Annotated in this window: 14 protein-coding genes and 1 pseudogene; 5 read left to right on the top strand and 10 right to left on the bottom strand. The window is 64.6% G+C overall.

Annotation, left to right across the window (positions count from 1 at the left end; genetic code table 11):
- Positions 1-165: 165 nt before the first annotated feature.
- The 3 genes from NLY37_RS24905 to NLY37_RS24895 all read right to left on the bottom strand — a co-directional run bounded on the left by NLY37_RS24905 (position 166) and on the right by NLY37_RS24895 (position 4,860).
- Entirely contained in the window at positions 166-2,538 is a 2,373-nt protein-coding gene (locus NLY37_RS24905) for an aldehyde dehydrogenase family protein (protein WP_023742296.1), read from the bottom strand.
- Positions 2,539-2,764: 226 nt separating this feature from the next.
- Positions 2,765-3,814 carry a deoxyribose-phosphate aldolase gene (gene deoC / locus NLY37_RS24900; protein WP_023703681.1) on the bottom strand — a complete coding sequence of 350 codons (1,050 nt, stop codon included), beginning with the start codon at positions 3,812-3,814 and terminating at the stop codon, positions 2,765-2,767.
- Positions 3,815-4,032: 218 nt separating this feature from the next.
- On the bottom strand, positions 4,033-4,860 hold the full coding sequence (locus NLY37_RS24895; RefSeq protein ID WP_023700427.1) for a ferredoxin--NADP reductase: 828 nt from the start codon (positions 4,858-4,860) through the stop codon (positions 4,033-4,035).
- Positions 4,861-5,079: 219 nt separating this feature from the next.
- Here NLY37_RS24895 and NLY37_RS24890 point away from each other — a divergent pair, with 219 nt between their 5' ends.
- Both NLY37_RS24890 and NLY37_RS24885 read left to right on the top strand, forming a co-directional pair.
- Positions 5,080-7,164 carry a hydantoinase/oxoprolinase family protein gene (locus NLY37_RS24890; RefSeq protein ID WP_023742295.1) on the top strand — a complete coding sequence of 695 codons (2,085 nt, stop codon included), beginning with the start codon at positions 5,080-5,082 and terminating at the stop codon, positions 7,162-7,164.
- Position 7,165: 1 nt separating this feature from the next.
- On the top strand, positions 7,166-8,848 hold the full coding sequence (locus NLY37_RS24885; RefSeq protein ID WP_023742294.1) for a hydantoinase B/oxoprolinase family protein: 1,683 nt from the start codon (positions 7,166-7,168) through the stop codon (positions 8,846-8,848).
- A 22-nt stretch (positions 8,849-8,870) separates the two neighbouring features.
- Here the strand turns inward: NLY37_RS24885 and NLY37_RS24880 are convergent, their stop codons facing one another.
- Positions 8,871-9,761, bottom strand: a complete 891-nt coding sequence (locus NLY37_RS24880) for an SGNH/GDSL hydrolase family protein (RefSeq protein ID WP_023689203.1) — start codon at positions 9,759-9,761, stop codon at positions 8,871-8,873.
- Between the two features lie 197 nt (positions 9,762-9,958).
- Between NLY37_RS24880 and NLY37_RS24875 the strand changes: the two genes are divergently transcribed.
- Entirely contained in the window at positions 9,959-10,729 is a 771-nt protein-coding gene (locus NLY37_RS24875; protein WP_023742293.1) for an ABC transporter substrate-binding protein, read from the top strand.
- A gap of 69 nt (positions 10,730-10,798) precedes the next feature.
- Positions 10,799-11,914, top strand: a complete 1,116-nt coding sequence (locus tag NLY37_RS24870; protein ID WP_023742292.1) for an aminomethyl transferase family protein — start codon at positions 10,799-10,801, stop codon at positions 11,912-11,914.
- 4 nt (positions 11,915-11,918) lie between these two features.
- Here NLY37_RS24870 and NLY37_RS24865 read toward each other — a convergent pair whose 3' ends face one another.
- The 6 genes and pseudogenes from NLY37_RS24865 to NLY37_RS24840 form a co-directional block, all read right to left on the bottom strand.
- On the bottom strand, positions 11,919-12,380 hold the full coding sequence (locus tag NLY37_RS24865) for a MarR family winged helix-turn-helix transcriptional regulator (protein ID WP_023671294.1): 462 nt from the start codon (positions 12,378-12,380) through the stop codon (positions 11,919-11,921).
- Positions 12,377-12,961, bottom strand: a complete 585-nt coding sequence (locus NLY37_RS24860) for an amino acid synthesis family protein (protein WP_286440592.1) — start codon at positions 12,959-12,961, stop codon at positions 12,377-12,379. The genes NLY37_RS24865 and NLY37_RS24860 overlap by 4 nt, the downstream gene beginning before the upstream one ends.
- A complete protein-coding gene (locus NLY37_RS24855; protein WP_023742291.1) occupies positions 12,954-13,838 on the bottom strand; it encodes a UPF0280 family protein in 885 nt (294 codons plus the stop codon). The genes NLY37_RS24860 and NLY37_RS24855 overlap by 8 nt, the downstream gene beginning before the upstream one ends.
- Positions 13,838-15,379, bottom strand: a complete 1,542-nt coding sequence (locus NLY37_RS24850) for a hypothetical protein (RefSeq protein ID WP_023742290.1) — start codon at positions 15,377-15,379, stop codon at positions 13,838-13,840. Before NLY37_RS24850 ends, NLY37_RS24855 begins: the two co-directional genes overlap by 1 nt.
- Positions 15,376-18,338, bottom strand: a pseudogene (locus NLY37_RS24845) (molybdopterin-dependent oxidoreductase). Before NLY37_RS24845 ends, NLY37_RS24850 begins: the two are co-directional and overlap by 4 nt.
- Positions 18,339-18,349: 11 nt before the next feature.
- Positions 18,350-19,213, bottom strand: a complete 864-nt coding sequence (locus NLY37_RS24840) for an FAD binding domain-containing protein (protein WP_023742288.1) — start codon at positions 19,211-19,213, stop codon at positions 18,350-18,352.
- Between the two features lie 283 nt (positions 19,214-19,496).
- On the opposite strand from NLY37_RS24840, the gene pncA reads away from it, so the two are divergent.
- Positions 19,497-20,111 carry a bifunctional nicotinamidase/pyrazinamidase gene (gene pncA, locus NLY37_RS24835; protein WP_023695900.1) on the top strand — a complete coding sequence of 205 codons (615 nt, stop codon included), beginning with the start codon at positions 19,497-19,499 and terminating at the stop codon, positions 20,109-20,111.
- Positions 20,112-20,127: the final 16 nt, after the last annotated feature.

The raw sequence follows: 20,127 nt of genomic DNA, 5'->3' as shown, positions 1-20,127 counted from the left end.
TTTCTGGTTAAAGAACACACGTCCGGGCGTCAAGCCCGAACGCGATCACCTTCACGACGGCCGATGTAATGCACATCGCTTGCTCTGATGCAACAACATGTATGACAACCGGGCAACGAGTGACGCTGCCATGGTTCGCTCAAGCACAGCGCGTTTCAGGCGGCATTAGTCGCCGTATGGCACCCAGACGTTCTTCACTTCGATGGCCCGCCGCAACAGGGCATCGCCGGCGGCCTCGTCGGAGGCCCAGTCGAGGCTGCGGCCGTTTCCGGTCCAGACGCGCTTGAGATTGCCGATGGAATCGGCCTCCGCCCTGGCGCAGGTGTCGGCATCGGCGAACAGCCACAACCCGTCGACATCGTCATGCTTGGCCAGCACGCCGGCAAGCTCCGCCGTGCGGCCGGTGACGATGTTGATGGCGCCTGCCGGAACGTCGGAATATTCGATCACCTGGTAGAGATCGGTGGCGAGCAGCGGGTATTTTTCCGACGGCACGGCCACCACCGTGTTGCCCATGGCAAGCGCAGGTGCGATCAGGGAGATCAAGCCGAGCAGCGGCGCGCTGTCCGGGGCGACGATGCCGACGACGCCGACCGGCTCGTGCAAAGCGAGCGTGACGGCGCGGGCCGGTGGCTGATGCACCCTGCCCTCATACTTGTCGGCAAGGCCGGCATAGAGGAACAGGCGCTCGATCGATTGTTCCACTTCCTCCCGCGCGGCCTTGGCGTTGGCGCCGGTCAGTTCGGTCAAGCGTGCGGTAAACTCGCCGGCACGGCCGGACAGATTTTCGGCGAGATAATATAGCACCTGGGAGCGATTGTAGGCGGTCGCCTCCGGCCAGGCCTTGCAGGCGCGGGCGGCGGCAACGGCGTCGCGGATGTCCTTGCGGCTGCCGAGACCGACTTCGCCGGCGAGCTTGCCCTTGGCAGTGGCTATCGCCAGCGAATAATTGCCGTCGGGCCGCACCTGCTTGCCGCCGATGAACAGCTTTGCGGTACGATCGATGGCGCCGCCATCCGATTGCTCGACCGGCTGCGCCGAAGCCGCCGTCGGCTTGATCACCGGGCCGAGCGGCAGCTTTGCCGAGAGATACTCGAACATGCCCTCGCGCCCGCCCTCGCGGCCAAAGCCGCTTTCGCGATAGCCGCCGAAGCCGCAGGCGGCGTCGAACATGTTGGTGCCGTTGACCCAGACGACGCCGGCCTTCAGCTGCGGCGCGACATGCAGCGTGAGGTTGATGTTTTCGCTCCACACCGAGGCGGCCAGCCCATAGCGCGTGTTGTTGGCGAGTTCGACCGCTTCCTCGGTGTTGCGGAAGGTCATGGTGGCCAGAACCGGGCCGAACACCTCTTCCTGCGCCAATATATTTGCCGGCGAAACACCGGTGGCGAGCGTCGGCAGGTGGTAGTAGCCGGAAGACGGCAGCACCGCGTCGGGCTGCCAGCAGACGGCGCCCTGTCTGGCGCCTTCTGCGACCAGGCCCTTGACGCGGTCGAGCTGTGTGGCGTCGACCAGCGGTCCGATATCGGTGTTCTTGTCGAGCGGGCTGCCGACGCGAAGCCGGCTCATCCTGACCTTGACCTTTGCGATCAACGCGTCGGCAATGCCTTCCTGCACCAGAAGCCGCGAGCCTGCGCAGCAGACCTGGCCCTGGTTGAACCAGATGCCGTCGACCAGTCCTTCGACGGCGCTGTCGAGATCGGCGTCCTCGAAGACGATGAAGGCCGATTTGCCGCCAAGCTCCAATGACAGCTTCTTGCCCGATCCAGCCGTGGCTTTCCTGATGATCTTGCCGACCTCCGAAGAGCCGGTGAAGGCGATCTTCTGGATGCCGGGATGGTTGACGATGGCGACGCCCGCTTCCGGCCCGCCCTGGACGATGTTGACGACGCCCTTGGGCACGCCGGCACGCTCGCAGATCTCGGCAAACAGGATGGCGGTGAGCGGCGTGAACTCGGCCGGCTTCAGCACCACCGTGCAGCCGGCGGCGAGCGCCGGCGCAATCTTCCAGGCCAGCATCAGCAGCGGGAAATTCCATGGGATGATCTGGCCGACGACGCCGACACCCTTGTGGCCTGGGAAATCCTTGTCCAGCGCCTGCGCCCAGCCGGCATGATGGATGAAATGGCGGATGGCCAGCGGCACGTCGATGTCGCGGCTTTCGCGGATCGGCTTGCCGTTGTCGATTGACTCAAGCACTGCGAACAGGCGCTGATGACGCTGCATCGCGCGGCCAATGGCGTAAAGCACTTTTGCGCGCTGGTAGCCCGAGGATGCCGACCATTTCGGCAACGCCCTGGTGGCTGCGGCGACGGCTGCGTCGATATCGGCGGCGCCGGCATCGGAGATCTTGGCCAGCAGCTTGCCGGATGAGGGTTCGCTGGTCTCGAAGGTCTTGCCGCCGCCTGCTGCCTTCCAGCCGCCGTCGATGAACAGCGCCTTGCCGAAATCGCGTCCGGCAAGCCAGGCATCGGCCTCGGTGCGGGCTTCCGGCGCCGGGCCGTATTCCATGGCGTGATAGCGTTCGAGAATGTTCATGACGCGCTCCAGATAATCGTCTTGGCAGGCGCTCTGTGGCGCCCCCCTCTGTCCTGCCGGACATCTCCCCCACAAGGAGGGAGATTAGCCTTCGCGCCTGTCGGCTCTGAAACGTCGACAATTGGCGAAATCGCCGACGTTAGCCAATCTCCCCCCAAGTGGGGGAGATGTCCGGCAGGACAGAGGGAGGCGCGAAGGAACACGACGTTCAAGGCCTTCATCCGCCTCACGCCATTGCGTGGCGGTGATTGGCCGAATAATGCCCGGTCAGATGATGCTCGAGCTGGCGCTCGATATCGGTGAGGAGGCTCGAGGCGCCGAAGCGGAACAGGTCTGGCTCCAGCCAGGGCCGGCCGAGCTCCTCCTTCATCAGCACCAGCCAGTCGAGCGAGGCCTTGGCGGTAGAGATGCCGCCGGCCGGCTTGAAGCCGATGAGAAAGCCGGTCTCCTCGAAATAGGCTCGGATGGCGCGCACCATGGCAAGGCCGACGGGCAGCGTGGCGTTGACGCTTTCCTTGCCGGTCGAGGTCTTGATGAAATCGGCGCCGGCCATCATCGCCACCATCGAGGCTAGCATGACATTTCGCAGCGTGGCGAGGTCGCCGGTGCCGAGAATGACCTTGAGATGCGCATCGCCGCAGGCTTCGCGCATCGAGACGATCTCGTTGTAGAGCTCCTGCCACTTGGCGCCGAAGACCAGGCCGCGCGGGATGACGACGTCGATCTCGTCCGCGCCGTCGCGCACCGATGCCTCGATCTCCTGCAGGCGGGTCGACAGCGGCGCAAGGCCGTGCGGGAAAGCGGTGGAGACGGCGGCGACATGGATGCCGGTGCCGCGCACGGCATCAACAGCCGTCGCGACGAATGGATGATAGACGCAGACCGCCGCCGGGCGGATTTTTTCGCCCTCGATGCCAAGCCCCTCGACGATGTCGCGGCGGAACGGGTTGATCGCCTTGGCGCACAGGCGGCGCACGCGCTCTTCGGTGTCGTTGGAATTCAGCGTCGTCAAATCCATGCAGGAGACGGCGCGCAGCAGCCATGCCGCCTGGTTGTCGGCCTTGATCGAACGACGCTTGGTCAGGCTGGCGACGCGGCGCTCCAGCGCCGAGCGATTGACCGAGCGCACCGATTCCATGAAGCCGAGATCGAGCCGCATGCCGGTGTTGCGGGCGATGCCATGCGATTGCGGAACGGGCGTGTTGGCTGCGGCACGCGCCGGCAGCGGCGTGACCTTGGACGCGCCGAGATCGGCTTCGCGGATTGTGCTGCTCATCTCCTGCCCTTTCGCTCGACGATTTTACGTCGTGGTGCGTGTCGTTGCTCCCGGACCGCACGGCGGCTTTAGGCGACGCACACCGAAGATAGCCCGTGAAGCATCGCTTCACGAGTCCTTCAAGCGGTCATAGCGGAAAAAGGCGGCGAAAGCAGCTGAATTTTGACCGCATGGTCAAAATTCCAATCGAGAAGCAGGCGCCGAGGCGCCTGCTGATGTCAGCCGACGAAAGCGCGCTCGACGACGAAGGTCGAGGGATGGCTGAGCGAGCCCTCATGGAAGCCGAGGCCTTCGGCCATTTCCTTGACGTCCTTCAGCATATGCATCGAGCCGCAGATCATGATGCGGTCCGTCTCCGGATTGAGCTTCTCGATGCCGAGGTCGGCGTAGAACTTGCCCGAGCCGATCAGCGCCGTGATGCGGCCCATGCGCGCCGATTCTTCGCGGGTCGTCGAATTGTAGAGGGTGACGCGGCCGCCGGTCAGTTCGCCGATCAGGGGATCGTTCTCGAGCGCGGCCACCAGTTCCTGGCCATAGGTCAGTTCGGCATTGTCGCGGCAGGTGTGGGTCAGGATGACCTGATCGAATTTTTCGTAGGTATCGGGGTCGCGCAGAAGGCTGGCGAAGGGCGCGATGCCGGTGCCGGTCGAGATCATGAACAGGCGCTTTGCCGGGGTCAGCGCGTCGACAACCAGCGTGCCGGTCGACTTCTGGCGCATGATGACGGTGTCGCCGACCTGGATCTTCTGCAGTTCGGAGGTCAGCGGACCATCCGGCACCTTGATCGAGAAGAATTCCAGCTCTTCGTCCCAGGCCGGGCTGGCGACCGAATAGGCGCGGTACACCGGCTTTTCGGCATTGGGCAGCCCGATCATGACGAACTCGCCGGAGCGGAAGCGCAGCGACTGCGGACGGGTGATGCGGAACGAGAACAGGCGGTCGGTGTAATGCTTCACCGAGACGACGGTTTCGGCATAGACATTGGCCGGAATCGGAAACTGCAGCGGACGGGCGCCGGCTGTGTTGAGTGCGGATGTGGTGTTCATCAATCCAACTCTGTCTTGCCCACGCCTGTGCGGGCGCCAAACCGTTTCCTGCGCGCCCAGACCATTCAGGTCCCGGCGAGCCGTTCACACACTCCAAAGCAGTGAGCTCTTGTGTCCCAAATTTATTAGTATACAAACGATATTTGTGTCAAGATACCACGCTAAAACAGCTTTCCAAACTGCGGCATATTCGTAGTTCCGCCATTTCGGATTTCGACAATGAAAGAGAATTTTTCGGTGAAGCAGCCGGATTCCGCAGGCGACGTCGTTGCCGGCATCGATGTTGGCGGAACCTTCACCGACCTCATTTTGATCGACGGAAATGACGGCGGAAAGGTGCATATCGCCAAGACGCCGACGACGGTCGACAACCAGGCGTTCGGCGTGGTTTCAGCGCTGGGCGCCACAGGCTTTGCCATAGACGGCATCGACCTCATCGTGCATGGCACGACCACCACCACCAATGCGGTGCTGGAACGCAGGCTGGCGAAAACCGGCATGATCACCACGCGCGGTTTTCGCGACGTGATCGAGCTTGGCCGCCGCACACGGCCGCAGCCCTACGGCATGACCGGAAGCTTCGTTCCGATCATCCCGCGCGATCTCCGGCTCGAAGTGTCGGAGCGCGTCGAGGCGTCGGGCGCGGTGCGCACGCCGCTCGACGAGGCCGAGATGCGCGACGCCGTGAAGACGCTGATCGGGGCCGGCTGCGAGTCCCTGGTCATCCATTTCCTGCATTCCTACGCCAACCCTTCGCATGAGCGGCGCGCGGCCGAAATCGCCGCCGAGCTTTGGCCGAACGGCTACATCACGACTGGCCATGCGCTGCTGTCGGAAGCCCGCGAATTCGAGCGCGGCGTGACCGCCGCGGTGAACGCCTCGGTGCAGCCGATCCTCGAGCGTTATGTCGAGCGGCTGCGCAAGGAATTGGCTGCCAAGGGCTATGCCCGCGACTTCCTGATCATGAACGGCAATGGCGGCATGATCTCGGCCCGCTTCGTCACGCGCGAGTCGGCCAAGACCGTGATGTCAGGCCCGGCTTCGGGTGTCATCGCGGCCGCCTATACGGGCAAGCGCGCCGGCTTTGAAAACCTCGTCACCTACGACATGGGCGGCACCTCGACCGATGTGGCGCTGATCCGCAACGCCGAGCCGGCGGTCTCCAACGAGATCGAGATCGAATATGCGATGCCGATCCATGTGCCGATGGTGGCGGTGCATACGGTCGGCGCCGGCGGCGGCTCGATCGCGCGCGTTGATGCGGCCGGCCTGATCCAGATCGGCCCGGAAAGTGCCGGCGCCAATCCCGGTCCGATCTGCTACGGCCGCGGCGGCTTGGAGCCGACCATCACCGATGCCAATCTGGTGCTGGGACGGCTGGCGCCGAAAAAACTGCTGGCGGTCGAAAATCCGGTCACCGTCGAGCGCGTCACCGGCATCTTCGAAGACAGAATAGGCAAGGCCACCGGCCTCTCCGGCGTCGAGGCGGCGGGTGCAATCCTGCGGCTCGGCAACATGAAAATGGCCGGCGCCATCCGCATGGTCTCGGTGTCGCGCGGCCATGATCCGCGTGATTTCGCGCTGTTCGCCTTCGGCGGCGCCGGGCCGCTGCATGCAACCGCGCTGGCGCGCGAACTCGGCCTGCCCCGCGTGCTGGTGCCGGCCCGTCCGGGCATCACCAACGCGCTCGGCTGCGTCGTGGCCGATCTGCGCCATGACTTCGTCAACACCATCAACCAGCCGGTCGCCGTGCTTGATGAAGCCCGGCTTCGCGAGGTGCTGGAACGTCACCGCGGGGAAGGCGAGGAACTGATCGGCAAGGAAGCGGTGAAGCCGGAAACGATCCGCGTTACGCACTCTGCCGACATGCAGTTCGTCGGCCAGACCCACATCATCAACGTGGCGCTGCCGTCTTCATCGGTGACAAGGCAGGAGTTGCAGGCGCTGTTCGAAAAAGCCTATTTCGCCCGCTTCAAGGTCGAGTTGCCGGAGATCCGCGCCAATCTGGTCAACCTCAACACGTCGGTGACGGGCGTGCGGCCGGCAATCGACCTGTCACGGCTGATCGACCCGGCCGGACGTACAAAGACGCTTGACGAGGCACGGCGCGAGATCAGGCCGGTCTGGTATGCCGGACGCTGGCACGATACGCCGATCTATGCGCGTGAAAAGCTGCCGCTCGATGCCGTCATCGAAGGGCCGGCGATCCTCGAACAGATGGATGCGACCACCGTGCTCGAACCCGGCGACCGCGCAAGATCGGACGCCGACGGCAACATCATCATCGATATCGGCGAGGCCTGAGATGCAAAAGCTCGACGCCATCACGCTTTCGGTCCTGCAGGCTGCCCTCCAGCAGGTCTGCGACGAGATGGATCTCACTTTCTCCCGCGCGGCCTTCTCGCCGGTCATCGCCGAAGCCAATGACCGCTCCGACGGCATCTACTCGGCCGTCGACGGCTCGCTGATCGCACAAGGCAGCCAGGGCCTGCCGGTGTTCGTCGGCGTCATGCAGTATTCGACCAAAACGGTGATCGAGATGATCGCCGACGGCCGTTGCCTGCCGCCTGAGCCGGGCGACATCTACATCGTCAACGATCCCTATCTCGGCGGCACGCATCTCATGGACGTGCGCTTCGCCATGCCGGTCTACCGCGACGGCAAGATATTTTGCTGGCTATCGAATACCGGCCACTGGCCCGATATCGGTGGCTCGGTGCCGGGCGGCTTCTCCGCCTCCGCCACAGCCGTCGAGCAGGAAGGCCTGCGGCTGCCGCCGGTCAAGCTGTTCAAGAAGGGCGTGCTCGACACCGAAATCTACGCCATCATCTGCTCCAACATCCGCGTCGCCGACCAGCGCATCGGCGATATAAGGGCGCAAGCCGCGGCACTGCTGATCGGTCAGGACCGGCTCAATGGAATCCTCGATCGTTACGGGGACGAAACCGTCGTCGGGGCGATCGCCGAACTGCGTCGCCGCGCCGCCGAGCAGATGCGCGCCAACATCTCCGCCATTCCCGACGGCACCTACAGCTCGAAGGCCTTTGTCGACTCGGACGGCGTGGTCAACGAGCCGCTGACCATCGCGCTCGCGGTGGAGAAGAAGGGCGATACGCTGACCTTCGATTTCACAGGTTCGTCAAAACCCTGTGCCGGGCCGATGAACAGCGTGCTGGCGACGACATTGTCGTCGGTCTATCTCGCCATGCGCCATATTTTCCCTGATGTGCCGATCAGCGCCGGCGCTTTCGAGCCGCTGATCGTCAAGCGGCCGGAAGGCACGTTCCTCGACGCCAAATACCCGCGTCCCGTCTCCGGCTGTGCGGCTGAAGTCTCGCAGCGCATCGCCGAGGCGGTGTTCGCGGCGATGGTGCAGGCGCTGCCGGAAAAGGTGACGGCCGCGCCCGCCGGCTCCAGCGGCAATTTCGCGCTGGGCGGCAACGATCCGGCGCGCGGCCGCGACTATGTGATGTATCAGATCTCCGGCGGCGGCTATGGCGGCAACTCAGGCCATGACGGCCTGACCAATGGCTGCTCGACCATCGGCATTTCCAAATCGCCGCCGGTCGAGATCATGGAGCAGGCGTTTCCTGTGCTCTACCGCCACTATGCCTTGCGCGAAGGCTCGGGCGGCGCCGGCAAGCAGCGCGGCGGCTTCGGCCTCGCCTATGAGGTCGAGATCTTGCGAGGCGAAGCGCGCGCGTCCTTCGTCATGGACCATGGCCGTTTCGGCCCGCAAGGCGCGCTCGGCGGCAAGGACGGCGCGGTGAACACGGTGACCGTATTCCGCGACGGCGAGGCACATGTGCCGCCGCATCTGTCCAAGGAGCAGGACATCGCGCTCAAGGCCGGCGACCGCGTGCGCGTCGGCACGCCGGGCGGTGGCGGCTATGGCGATCCGCGTCAGCGCGACCCGAAACTGGTCGCCGAAGACATCAGACTTGGTTACTACACCGATGAACAAGCCAAAGAGCTGTTCGGAACCTGACAGCCGACAGGCCCGAGCCGCGTCAGGTCTGCAGCTTGGCCTTCAGCGCATCGGCGAATTTTTGCGCGATCTTCTTGAAGCCGGCGGGATCGGGATGCAGTTCGTTGGCCCAGTCGGCCACCTTCAACGTTCCCTGCGTGTCGACCAGATGGAAATTGTTGTTGGGATCGTCGGCCAGGCGCTTCACCACATCGCGGAACGCCGCCAGCGCGTCGTGAACGATGACCGTGCCCTTGGCGACCGTCCAGTTGCAGAAATCGAGCGACGGTTTCAGCCACGGGCCGACACAGGACGGATGCGCTCCGTTCGGGATCGGGAAATCATAGCAATGGCCAAAGATCGGCACGCCTGGCGCGACGCGGTCGCGCAGCGCGAACAAATCGAGATAGCAGGCCTCGACCATGCCGAGCGCCTTGGTGAAGCGGTTCTTGTTCAGCCCGGGGGCGTGGCCGTCATTGAAGTCGAGGAAGATGCAGAACTGGTCGCCGGCAATGTCGTTGCCACCGGCAGAGAACAGGATGGCATCGGGCTTGCCGTCCAGCCAGTTGGCCTTGTTGCGCAGGGCGGCGATCATGCGCTGCTGCTTGGGCAGCGACATCTCGTCGGTCGCCGCATCGCCATGATGGGCAAGGTTGAGGATGGTCGGCGGCATCGAGCCGATGCGGCGCAGCTGCGCGATCACGTCGGTGTCGACGAACGGAAAGCCGTTGCCGGTGAGCGGATAGTCGAACCAGGAATCGCCCTGCGCCAGCATCACCAGCGGCCGGTTGGCGACGGCCGCCTCGAGATTGCCGGCGCTTTCCCTTGCGGTTTCGAGCCGCTCGATGTTGGCCTGGTGAACCCTGATGCGCTTGGCGATGTCGTCGTCTATGCGCCGCTGCGCGGCTTCCTGCACGAATTCCTGCTGGTCCATCCCCAGGTCCCTCCCACGACCGTCTACTTCCAGCTGAGCATGCGCCCATGTCCATGATCGGTCTGTAATTTAGATCACAGTAAGATTCCTGGGGAAGGACGGCTTGCCGCGCCGTGATCGCCGCAGAGCATGTCGCTTCCGTCTCCGTGGCAACAGTAAAAGCCCATAAACTTCGCCTATCAACGGGGAACCAGAACATGCATCTTTTCGGTCGTTTCGTGCTTGCCGCTTCCACCGCCCTGCTGCTTGGGACCGGTGCTGCCTCCGCCGAGAAACTCAGGATCGGGACCGAGGGCGCCTATCCGCCCTTCAACTATGCCAATTCGGACGGCACGCTGGGCGGCTTCGACGTCGACCTCGGCAAGGCGCTGTGCGCCGAGATGAAGGCCGAGTGCGAGTTCTCCGTGCAGGATTTCGATGGCTCCATTCCGGCGCTGCAGGCCGGCAAGTTCGACGCCATCATCAACATCACCATCACGCCGGAGCGGGCCGAGAAGGTCGAGTTCACCCACAAATACTACCAGACGCCGCCGGCCATCGCCGTGCCGAAGGATTCGACCATCGCCGGCACATCGCCGGACGACCTGAAGGGCAAGGTGCTGGGCGTGCAGAGCGCAACGATCCACCAGAATTTCGCCGAGCAGAAATACTCCGGCTCGACCGTGAAAGCCTATCCGACGGGCGACGACGCCCGCACCGACATGGCCAATGGCCGGCTCGACGCGATGATGGACGGCTCGATCATCCTGACCGAATGGCTGAAGAAGCCCGATGGCGCCTGCTGCAAATTGCTCGGCACGCTGACCGCCGATCCGGCCATTCACGGCCCCGGCGTCGGCATCGCCCTGCAAAAGGGCAACAAGGAACTGGCCGACAAGTTCAATGCCGCAATCGAGGCGCTGCGCGCCAACGGCAAGTACAAGGAAATCAACGACAAGTACTTCGCCTTCGACGTCTACGGGGGTTAACCCCTCAGCCAACCCGACCTCGGCAGCGCCATCCGGCGCTGCCGTTTTCATGCATGACGGAGAAGTTTCTTGGTTGAGCGGCGCTCCCCTTTCTACACCAGCATCGTTGGCCTCGGCGCCACGATGGGCCGGGTCGGCGGCGACTTCGTCTCGGCCAAAACTTATTCCGGCATCGCCGACGAGCATCTGAACACGCGCAAGAATGTCGGCGTGCAGGATCTCAGCACCATGGGCAAGATGGACATCAAGGGGCCGGAAGCCGAGGCGCTGGTCAACCACATCATCGTCAACGATGCCGCCGCGATGAAGCCCGGCCAGGTGCGCTATTCCACCGTCTGCCGCGACGATGGCGGCATCATGGACGACCTCACCGTGTTCCGGCTGGGATCGGAGCATTTCATGCTGGTGACCGGTTCGGTCAACCGGCTGAAGATGCTGCCCTGGCTGCAGCATCATGCTGAAGCGCGAAAGGCCTATGTCACCGACATCACCGCGGCCGTCGCCTTCCCGACCATACAGGGGCCGCGCTCACGCGAGCTGCTGAAAGCACTGGTTTCGGATGCCGATCTCGATGAGTTGAAACGCTGGGCGTTCACTTCAGGGCGCGTCGGCGAGACCAAAGTCCTGATCTCACGCACCGGGGTGACCGGCGAGCTCGGCTTCGAACTCTTCGTGCCGGCGGACGAGGCGGCTTCGGTCTGGGACGCGCTGATGCGGACCGGCGGCGATTTCGGCTTGAAGCCATACGGCGTGCTGGCCATGTTCACGCTCGGGCTGGAAAAGGCCTATCCGGCGCATGGCATCGACATGGACGAGAGCCGTACGCCCTTCCATGTCGGGCTCGATCGCTGGATCAAGTTCGAAAAGGGCGAGTTCATCGGCCGCGAGGCATTGCTCAAAATTCGCGACAAGGGGCTCGACGAACGCTGGACCGGGCTGATTCTCGACGGTGACAAGCCGGCCGCGACGGATGCCAGGGTTTTCGCCGACGGCGAGGATGCCGGCGTCGTCACCTACAGCGATCACGGCTATTCCTTAGGCAAAGTTCTGGTGACGGCGCATTTGCGGCTGCCGTTCACCGCCATCGGAACCGAGCTCAGCATCGACATCGACGGCAAGCCGACACGGGCGGTGGTGGCGCCGATGCCGTTCTTCGATCCCGAAGGCGCGAGGCTGCGCGCCTGATTGCTCAGGCCAACTTTGCCAGCAGCCGCATAAAGGTGGCCGCTTCCTTGGCGGTCAGCGGCGCCAGCGTTTCCTGGGTGATGGCGCGGGCCAACGGGATCAGCCGTTCGATCGCCTCGCGTCCCTCTGGCGTGAGGTTGACCAGCAGCCGCCTCTTGTCGACCTCGTGCTTGGTCAGGTCTACCAGGCCTCGCGCCTTCAGCCGGTCGATGACGCCCTTGACCGTCGCCGCGTCCATGGCGATCAGCGTGCCCAACTGGTTCTGCGAGGTCTCGCCGACATCGTGCAGCTTGGCAAGTGCAGCAAATTGCGGCGGCGTCAGGTCGCTGATCTGGGCGGCAAAGATCGAGACATGGCGCTGATGCGCCTTGCGCAGGATGAAGCCGACCTGCTCCTGCAGGCGGTAATCATGTTCGTCGGGCTCTTCGGCCTCGACCAGTTTCAGCAGATTGTCCCCGCCGCTCATCGCAAGCCATCCCAGACCTTGATGTCGCCTGCAGCCAGGCCGCCCATGCGGTCATGCACGCGCGGGCCGCAGCTCATGGCGAGGCAAAACAGGATTTCGTCGGCACGCGGCCCGTCGCTGAGGCCGACCTCCATGGCGTCGAAATGGCTGCGGACATAGGCGGCGTTGGTGTGGCCGAGCGGCACGTCAAGCCGCGAGCCGAAGGCGCCGACCTTGGTTGCCGACGGCACGATCGCCTTGGCGTCGCCCAGCCGCTCGCGCATGGCATAGCCGCCAGGAACGTGCCACAGCGCGCCGTGCTCCAGCTCCCCCGACGAGCCGACAATGGTGCCCTTGCCGTAGGCGTCGATCTGCTTGATGTCGCCGCCCAATGCGGCAATGAGCTTGTCGGTGAGCAGCAGGCCAAGCGGCTTCAGATCGTCCATGGCGCTCTGCAGTTCTTCGACGTAGCGGCCGGCGAACGGGTTCTTCACCAGCGCCACGGCCGCCGCGCGGCGGCGCGGCACAGCTGCGGCCGGGCCGCCATCATGAAAGATCTCTTCGGTCAGAACCGCAATCTTGCGGATCGGAAACTCAGGCATGGGCAACTTCCTTCCCTGGATTTTTGTTGGGCGCGGCAAGCGCCATGGAACCACTGATGCGCGCTTCCCCACCTAGAAACAGCGCCGATGCGGCAATCAGGCCGCGCCGGCGAAAATCTTCGGCGACGGCAAGGCCATTGTCCAGCGCCCGCTCCACATCGTCACGCGCGAGCATGCCGACGGCTTGTGTCACCAGCCGTGCGCCGAGATCGCTGTCGGGCGCCAGTTCCTGCGCGGCAATGCGCTTGATGGCGGGATTGCCGCGCAGGTCGACGGCGTTGGCAATGAGTGTCGCCGCCGCATCGGCCTCGGCGCCGGTGCGCGCCAGCACGGTGACGGCGTCGGCGATGCCAAGCGAGAACGAACGGCCGCGCCAGCCGCTGGTGGCGACGCCGCGCACGCCGTCCGCCGAGCGAATGGTGAGGCGGTCGGCCATGCCGTTGCCGGTGCCGGCGATCGCCAGGTTCATCGACTGGCCCTTGCCGATATGGAGGGCGCTGTCGCCGCCATTGTTGACATAGGCCCGGTCGAGCTTGCGACCGGCAAGCAATGCCGAGAGCATTTCGTCGGCTACCGATCCCGCGACGGCGGCCATCGGCGTGATGAAGCATTCCGCCAACGGCATGACGGCTGCTTCCATGCGCCGCGCGGTCGGGCCGGCGAAGGTGCGCGGCGCCAGGAAAAATGCCGGCAGCCGCAATTCGGGAAGCTCCTCGACCAACTCGATCAGGATCGTCTGGAAGCGCTCGATCGCCTGATCGTAGGCGGCACGACACTCAGCCGCCTCACCAAAGGCCTCGACGATCAGGTCGATCGGCCCGTGGTTGAGGTGCAGCCGCTTGCCGTCCTGCAGCCGGTGGACTTGCGGGCCTTGCATCAAGAGGCCCCGTTCGAGCCGACGCGGCGCAACTGCGCCAGCGGCGGCCATGGATTGTGGGCCTCGGCGCCTGAGCCGCGGCGCGGGTTGAGATATTCGCCGCCTTTGGCAACGATATCCTCGACGCTGCGTATCTCGGCCTCGTAGCCGCCCAGCCGGACATAGTCGTCGCGGCGTAGCGTGAATTCGATCGGCGCCACCAGCGCCGGCGTCGGCACATAGCCGAAGGCGCCTTCCGGCACGCGCATGACGTCGACCATCAGCGTGATGCCGCCGCCCGGCCAGACATAGACCGGCGCGCCGCCAACGGTAACATAGGTATTCAAGCCCTGCACCGAGCGGGTGAGATTGACCGGGTTTTCGGTGACGCCGGCGCGCAGCGAACCGCCGGCGCCGCCGATGAACAGCACGGTGCAGAGCGCCGGCTCGCAATTGTCCTCGATCAGGCCGACCGATTTCTGCAGCCGCTCGGGGAACGGTTTTTCCACCGGCTTCAACTCGTCGTCGAGCTCGTAATAGGCGAACTGCTCGCCGGTGGTCGACACCATCAGCAGCGACAGGCCGGGGCGGGCGCCCTTCTTGGCGTTCCATTCGCCGAGGATCGACAGCGGGTCGGAAATCGAGGTGCCGCCCCAGCCGAGGCCGGGCTCGGAAACCTTGAAATAGCGGCCCGGCGTCGAACGGCGGCCGATGATCTTGATGCCGGTATCCTGCCAGCCCAGCACCTTGCCGGCCTGATGCTCGGAGACGACGCCGGTGATATGGTCGTCGACCACCACCACCTCGTCGACAAGGCCGCGCCATTGCGTGGCGAACATGCCGATGGTGGCCGACCCGCAGCCGACCCGCATACGGTGTTCCTGCTTGCCGTCGATGACAGGTGGTTTGCCGGCTTCGACGATGATGGTGGCGCCGCCATCGATGGTCAGTTCGACCGGCTTGCGATTGCACAGACTGAGCATCGCGTCGCAGGTTGCCCGGCCTTCGGCCTTGGAGCCACCGGTCAAATGATGCACTCCGCCGAGCGACAGCATCTGCGAGCCGTATTCGCCTGTCGTGACGTGGCCGATCGGCTCGCCTTGCGCGCGCACGATTGCCGTTTCGGGACCGAGATGGCGGTCGGTGTCGATCTTCACCTTGACGCCGCAGTACGAAAAAATGCCTTCGGTGACCACGGTCACCAGATCGACCCCCTCGACCTCCTGGCTGACGATGAAGGGAGCCGGCTTGTAGTCGGGATAGGTGGTGCCGGCGCCGATTGCAGTGACGAAGCGGCGGCCGGTGTTGACCAGTTCGCCGTCCCATTGCTCGCCCTCGGCGGTGAAGGGCACGACCGCGGCGCCGGTCTCCGCCGCATGGTCGAGGATGGTCAGCGGGTCCATACGCACGATGCGGCCACCGACATTGCCGTAGCGGTCGCAGGCGCCGGTGCGGCCATCGGCGATGTAGCACATCACCGGACAGGCATCGCAGCGGATCTTCTCCGCCACCAGCTTCTCGCCGGGATCGTGGGTTTCGAAACGTTCGGCAAGCTCGCTCATCGGCGTGCCTCCTGGTCGTCGATGCCATCTTTTTCGCGGATAGCAGCGCGGATGCGAGCCGGCGTCGCCGGCACCTTGGTGATGAGAACGCCGGTGGCGTGGCGTATGGCGTTGAGGATGGCGGGTGCGGTCGGGATCAGCACATGCTCGCCCAGGCCCTTGGCGCCGAACGGTCCCTCCGGATCGGGAACCTCGATCAGAATGTGCTCGATCTCAGGAACGTCGCCGATGGTCGGGATGAGATAGTCGTGCAAATTCTCGGTGCGGCCGGGGATGTATTCCTCCATCAGCGCCATGCCGATGCCTTGCGCGATGCCGCCTTCGATCTGGCCTTCGACCAGCAGCGGGTTGATAGCCTTGCCGACGTCGTGCGCGGCGGTGATTTTCAAGAGCTTCACCGTGCCGAGCTTGAGGTCGACCTCGAGTTCGGCGATCTGCGCGCCATAGCCGTAGACGGCGTAAGGCTTGCCCTGGCCCTTGGCATCGAGCGGCAGCGTCGGCGGATCGTAGGTCTCCTCAGCGCGAAAGACGAAACTGTCCGCATCGACATCGAGCGCGGCGAGATCGATACGCCGAGTGGCTTCGCCCTCACGAATGACGATCGCCGGGCCGTCCAATTGCAGGGCCGCGTTCTCCGAGACATTGGCAAAGCGCAGGATCTTTTCGCGCAAGGCGCGGCCGGCTTTTCGGCCGCCTTGCCGGTGACAAAAGTCTGGCGCGAGGCCGATGTTTTGCCGGCGTCGGGGCTGATCGCAGTGTCGGCGCTCTTCAGCTTGAATTTTTCCAGCGGCAGGCCGAGTGCGTCGGCGCAGATCTGGGCGATGACGGTGTTGGAGCCCTGGCCGATATCGACGGCGCCCTGATGCAGGATGACCTCCCCCTCTGGCGAGATACCGACCCTTATGGTCGACGGATTGGGCAGCGAGGTGTTGCCGCAGCCATACCAGCAGGACGCGATGCCGACGCCGCGCTTTTTGCTCGTATTGGCATTGTTGAATGTATCTGCGTCGGCCGTCGCGCGAGCCCAATGCGGCCGCAAGGAGTCGAGGCACTCGAATATGCCGACGCCCGACTCCAGTCGCTGTCCGGTAACCGTTTCGGATCCGTTCCGAAGGCAGTTCTTCAGCCGAAAATCGAGCCGGTCCATGCCAAGCTTGCCGGCGAGCTCATCATAGAGCGTCTCCTGCATGATCGTCGCCTGCGGCACGCCGAAGCCACGGAAGGCGCCGGAAATCGGCCCGTGGGTGTGGATGGCGCGGCCTTCGGCGCGGTAGTTCGGCGTCGCATAGGGACCGGAGGCATGCACCGGCACGCGGTTGGCGACGGTCGGGCCCCAGCTGGCATAGGCGCCGGTGTTGAAATCGCCTGTGAAGACCATGCCGGTGACATGGCCCTCGGCATCTACGCCGATGGTCGCCTTCATCTCGGCGGGATGTCGCTTGGTGGTCGACATCATGGATTCGTTGCGGGTGTAGGCCAGTGCTGCCGGCCGGCCGGTCTTCAGCGCCACAAGGCCGATGAGCGGCTGCAGTGAAACGTCCAGTTTCGAGCCGAAGCCGCCGCCGGTCGCGGTCGGCACGATGCGCACCTTGTCGACGGCAAGACCGAGCACCTTCGCCGTTTCGTCGCGGTCCATGTAGGGGGCCTGGGTGCAGGCGACGACGACCAGCGTGTCGCCGTCCATGTAGGCATGGCCGGCTTCCGGCTCGATGTAGGCGTGCTCGACATAGGAGGTGTCGATGGCACCGGACACTGTGAAGGCAGCCTCGCCAAGCGACGCCTCGGGGTCGCCGCGCTCGACAAAGCCCTTGGTCAACAAATTGGCCGGGCGGTTCGCGTGGATGAGCGCCGCCCCTTCTGCCTGCGCGTCGCCGGGCTGCAGAAAATGCGGCAGCTCGGTCCAGCGGACCGGGAAATCCTGGAGGTCGAGATCGAGCATGGCCTCGCGCTCGCCGGCGACCAGCGCCACTGCCTCGCCGCGCAGCCGCGCAAAGCCTTCGGCCAGCGCCGGCTGGTCGGCAAACGGACCGATGACGCCGAAACAGTTTTTTCCCGGAATGTCGGCGGCGGTGAAGACGCCGACGATGCCGGGATGCGACTTCACCCAGCCCTCCAGGTCGCCGAAGGCGAAGCCGGCATGATAATGCGGCGAGCGGACCACCAGCACGGCCAGCGCATCGGCGGGAAAGGCATCGGCGCCGAATTTTTCAGCGCCGGTGACTTTTGGCACGCCGTCGAGCCGGACCGGGGAGGCGCCTACAGCATTCCCTGTGGTTGGCATTCTACGTTCAAAGTTGAATTCCAACGAATGACGTTGGCGCTGCCCCTCACCCTTACCCTCTCCCCGTGAAGAACGGGGAGAGGGGAGCGTCGGCGCTGGAGCACATCCCTTCTCCCCGTCACTATACGGGGTGAAGGTGCCGGCAGGCGGATGAGGGGCAGCGCCGTCGGTCGACGTCTCGAACCGTCCCGCATCCATCACTGCCGCAATGATCTTTCTGTACCCGGTGCAACGGCACAGGATGCCACCCAGCGCATCCTGCACCTCGGTCTCGGTCGGATTCGGCGTGCCATCCACCAGCGCCGTTGCCGCGACCAGCAGCGCCGGCGTGCAGATGCCGCATTGCGCGGCGCCATGTGCCAGGAAGGACGCCTGCAGAGCCGAGAGCCGGCCATTGGCGAGGCCTTCGACGGTCGTTACGGACGTCCCGGCTGCGGAGGCCGCCGGCATCAGGCAGGCGCAGACGGCGTCGCCGTCGACCAGCACCGTGCAGGCGCCGCAATCGCCGGCATCGCAGCCAACCTTGGTGCCCGTCAGCTGCAATTCGTCGCGCAAAACCTGCGACAGACGGCGCAGCGGCGGCACATTGACCGAGACGGCGGCGCCATTGACGGCGAAGGCGATCTCGGCGCGATCGAGGCCGACGCCCGGCACGAGGTCGGGCAGGGCTTCAATCATCTCGGAGTGGCTCATGCCGCCACCATGCTGTTGTCGTTCGTCAGTCCGCAAGCCCTCAGCACGGCGCGGGCGACAAGCTCGCGCGCTGCGTCGAGCCGGTATTCGGCGCTGCCGCGCACGTCGGCAATCGGCGAGAGCTCGGCCATCGGCGCGGACAGGAGCGCATCGGCGAGTGCCGGGCCGACAGGCTTGCCCACCAGCACGGCTTCGACAGCGGCGAGCCGCTTGGCCACGGCCGAGCAGGACCCGACCGCGACAGCGGCTTCCATGACCATGCCATCCTCGGCAACGAGGCGCGCCGCCACCATGGCGATGGAGATGACGAGGTAGCGCCGCGCACCGAGCTTGACGAAGGCCGACGTGCCGGTGGCCCTGGGCTTCGGCACCCGGATGGCGGTAACCAGCTCGCCCGGTAGCAGCGCGGTGCGGCGGTTGCCGAGAATGAACTCCTGCAGCGGCAGATAACGCGTCGCGGCTGCAGAGCGCAGCTCGACCTCGGCGTCCAGCACCAGCAGTCCCGGAACGCCATCGGCGGCAGGCGAAGCATTGCAGAGATTGCCGGCGATCGAGGCGACATTCTGAATCTGCAGGGAGCCGACTTCGCGCGCGGCCTGCTTCAGCGCATCGAAAGCCGCCGGCAATGGATGGCGGACAAGGTCGGTCCAGGTGGTGCGGGCGCCCAAAACCCAATGGGTTTCGGTCTCGGCAATGCCGCGCAGCGAGACCAGGCCGTTAATATCGAGAACATTGTCGCGGAACGGTTTGGCGCCCTGCGCCGGATAGAAATCGGTGCCGCCGGCAAGCACGCGCCAGGCGCCCTCGCCCAGCAGAGCGAGCGCCTCGTCGAGCGTGGCGGGTTTCGCGTAACGGATCACGCTTTGCCTTCCAAAAAAATAGGCCTTCCCATTGGGACCTTCAAAAGGTGGGGTCTTCCCGAACCCCGCCAATGTCTGATCAGGCCAAATTCATTCGTATGCAAATGATATCAAGCTGGCGGAAATTGTCAAAGCCGGAGTTTAAGGGAACCCGGCCGCCAAGCATTTCTTACGCTTGCAGAGGTTGACGCAGGCGGCCATCCGGTCAAGTTTCAGCATCCGGTCGCATCAGCGGCGTATTTCACTCGATCCCCCGTTCGAGACGTAGAAGAGGAGAGGCGCCATGGCCGACGAAGCGCTTGTTGTCATCGACCTGCAAAACGACTTCTGCCCCGGCGGCGCACTGGCGGTTGCCGGCGGCGACGAAATCGTGCCGCTGGTCAACGATCTGATTCGGCATGCCGAGCATGTCGTGCTGACGCAGGACTGGCACCCGGCCGGACATTCGAGCTTTGCCTCCAACCATCCGGGGGCGCAGCCCTTTAGCGCGATCGAGATGCCCTATGGGCCGCAGACGCTGTGGCCGGACCATTGCATCCAGGGCAGCCTCGGCTCGGATTTTCACTCGGGGCTCGCCTGGACCAAGGCCGAGCTGGTAATCCGCAAGGGATTTCGCCCTGATATCGACAGCTACTCCGCCTTCTTCGAGAACGACCACAAGACGCCGACGGGGCTCGCCGGCTACCTCAAGGAGCGCAGCATCGACAGTGTGACCCTGGTTGGCCTGGCGACCGACTTCTGCGTTGCCTTTTCGGCCCTCGACGCGGTCAAGCAAGGCTTCAAGACGACGGTGCGGCTCGACGCGTGCCGCGGCATCGATCTAAACGGTTCGGTCGAGGCGATGCTGAAGAGGATGCGCGATGCCGGGGTGAAGCTCGAAGACCCGATCTCGGAGTGACTGGATCGTGACGCAG

It is taken from the genome of Mesorhizobium sp. C395A (assembly GCF_030323205.1).
Classification (GTDB): domain Bacteria; phylum Pseudomonadota; class Alphaproteobacteria; order Rhizobiales; family Rhizobiaceae; genus Mesorhizobium.
The sequence above is the reverse complement of the archived record's forward strand: the minus strand, read 5'-3'. Positions and strand labels throughout refer to the sequence as shown.

Excerpts from the sequence above, each read along its gene's own strand:
- NLY37_RS24905 (WP_023742296.1), bottom strand. The coding sequence starts at position 2,538 with ATGAACATTCTCGAACGCTATCACGCCATGGAATACGGCCCGGCGCCG.
- deoC (WP_023703681.1), bottom strand. The coding sequence starts at position 3,814 with ATGAGCAGCACAATCCGCGAAGCCGATCTCGGCGCGTCCAAGGTCACG.
- NLY37_RS24895 (WP_023700427.1), bottom strand. The coding sequence starts at position 4,860 with ATGAACACCACATCCGCACTCAACACAGCCGGCGCCCGTCCGCTGCAG.
- NLY37_RS24890 (WP_023742295.1), top strand. The coding sequence starts at position 5,080 with ATGAAAGAGAATTTTTCGGTGAAGCAGCCGGATTCCGCAGGCGACGTC.
- NLY37_RS24885 (WP_023742294.1), top strand. The coding sequence starts at position 7,166 with ATGCAAAAGCTCGACGCCATCACGCTTTCGGTCCTGCAGGCTGCCCTC.
- NLY37_RS24880 (WP_023689203.1), bottom strand. The coding sequence starts at position 9,761 with ATGGACCAGCAGGAATTCGTGCAGGAAGCCGCGCAGCGGCGCATAGAC.
- NLY37_RS24875 (WP_023742293.1), top strand. The coding sequence starts at position 9,959 with ATGCATCTTTTCGGTCGTTTCGTGCTTGCCGCTTCCACCGCCCTGCTG.
- NLY37_RS24865 (WP_023671294.1), bottom strand. The coding sequence starts at position 12,380 with ATGAGCGGCGGGGACAATCTGCTGAAACTGGTCGAGGCCGAAGAGCCC.
- NLY37_RS24860 (WP_286440592.1), bottom strand. The coding sequence starts at position 12,961 with ATGCCTGAGTTTCCGATCCGCAAGATTGCGGTTCTGACCGAAGAGATC.
- NLY37_RS24855 (WP_023742291.1), bottom strand. The coding sequence starts at position 13,838 with ATGCAAGGCCCGCAAGTCCACCGGCTGCAGGACGGCAAGCGGCTGCAC.
- NLY37_RS24850 (WP_023742290.1), bottom strand. The coding sequence starts at position 15,379 with ATGAGCGAGCTTGCCGAACGTTTCGAAACCCACGATCCCGGCGAGAAG.
- pncA (WP_023695900.1), top strand. The coding sequence starts at position 19,497 with ATGGCCGACGAAGCGCTTGTTGTCATCGACCTGCAAAACGACTTCTGC.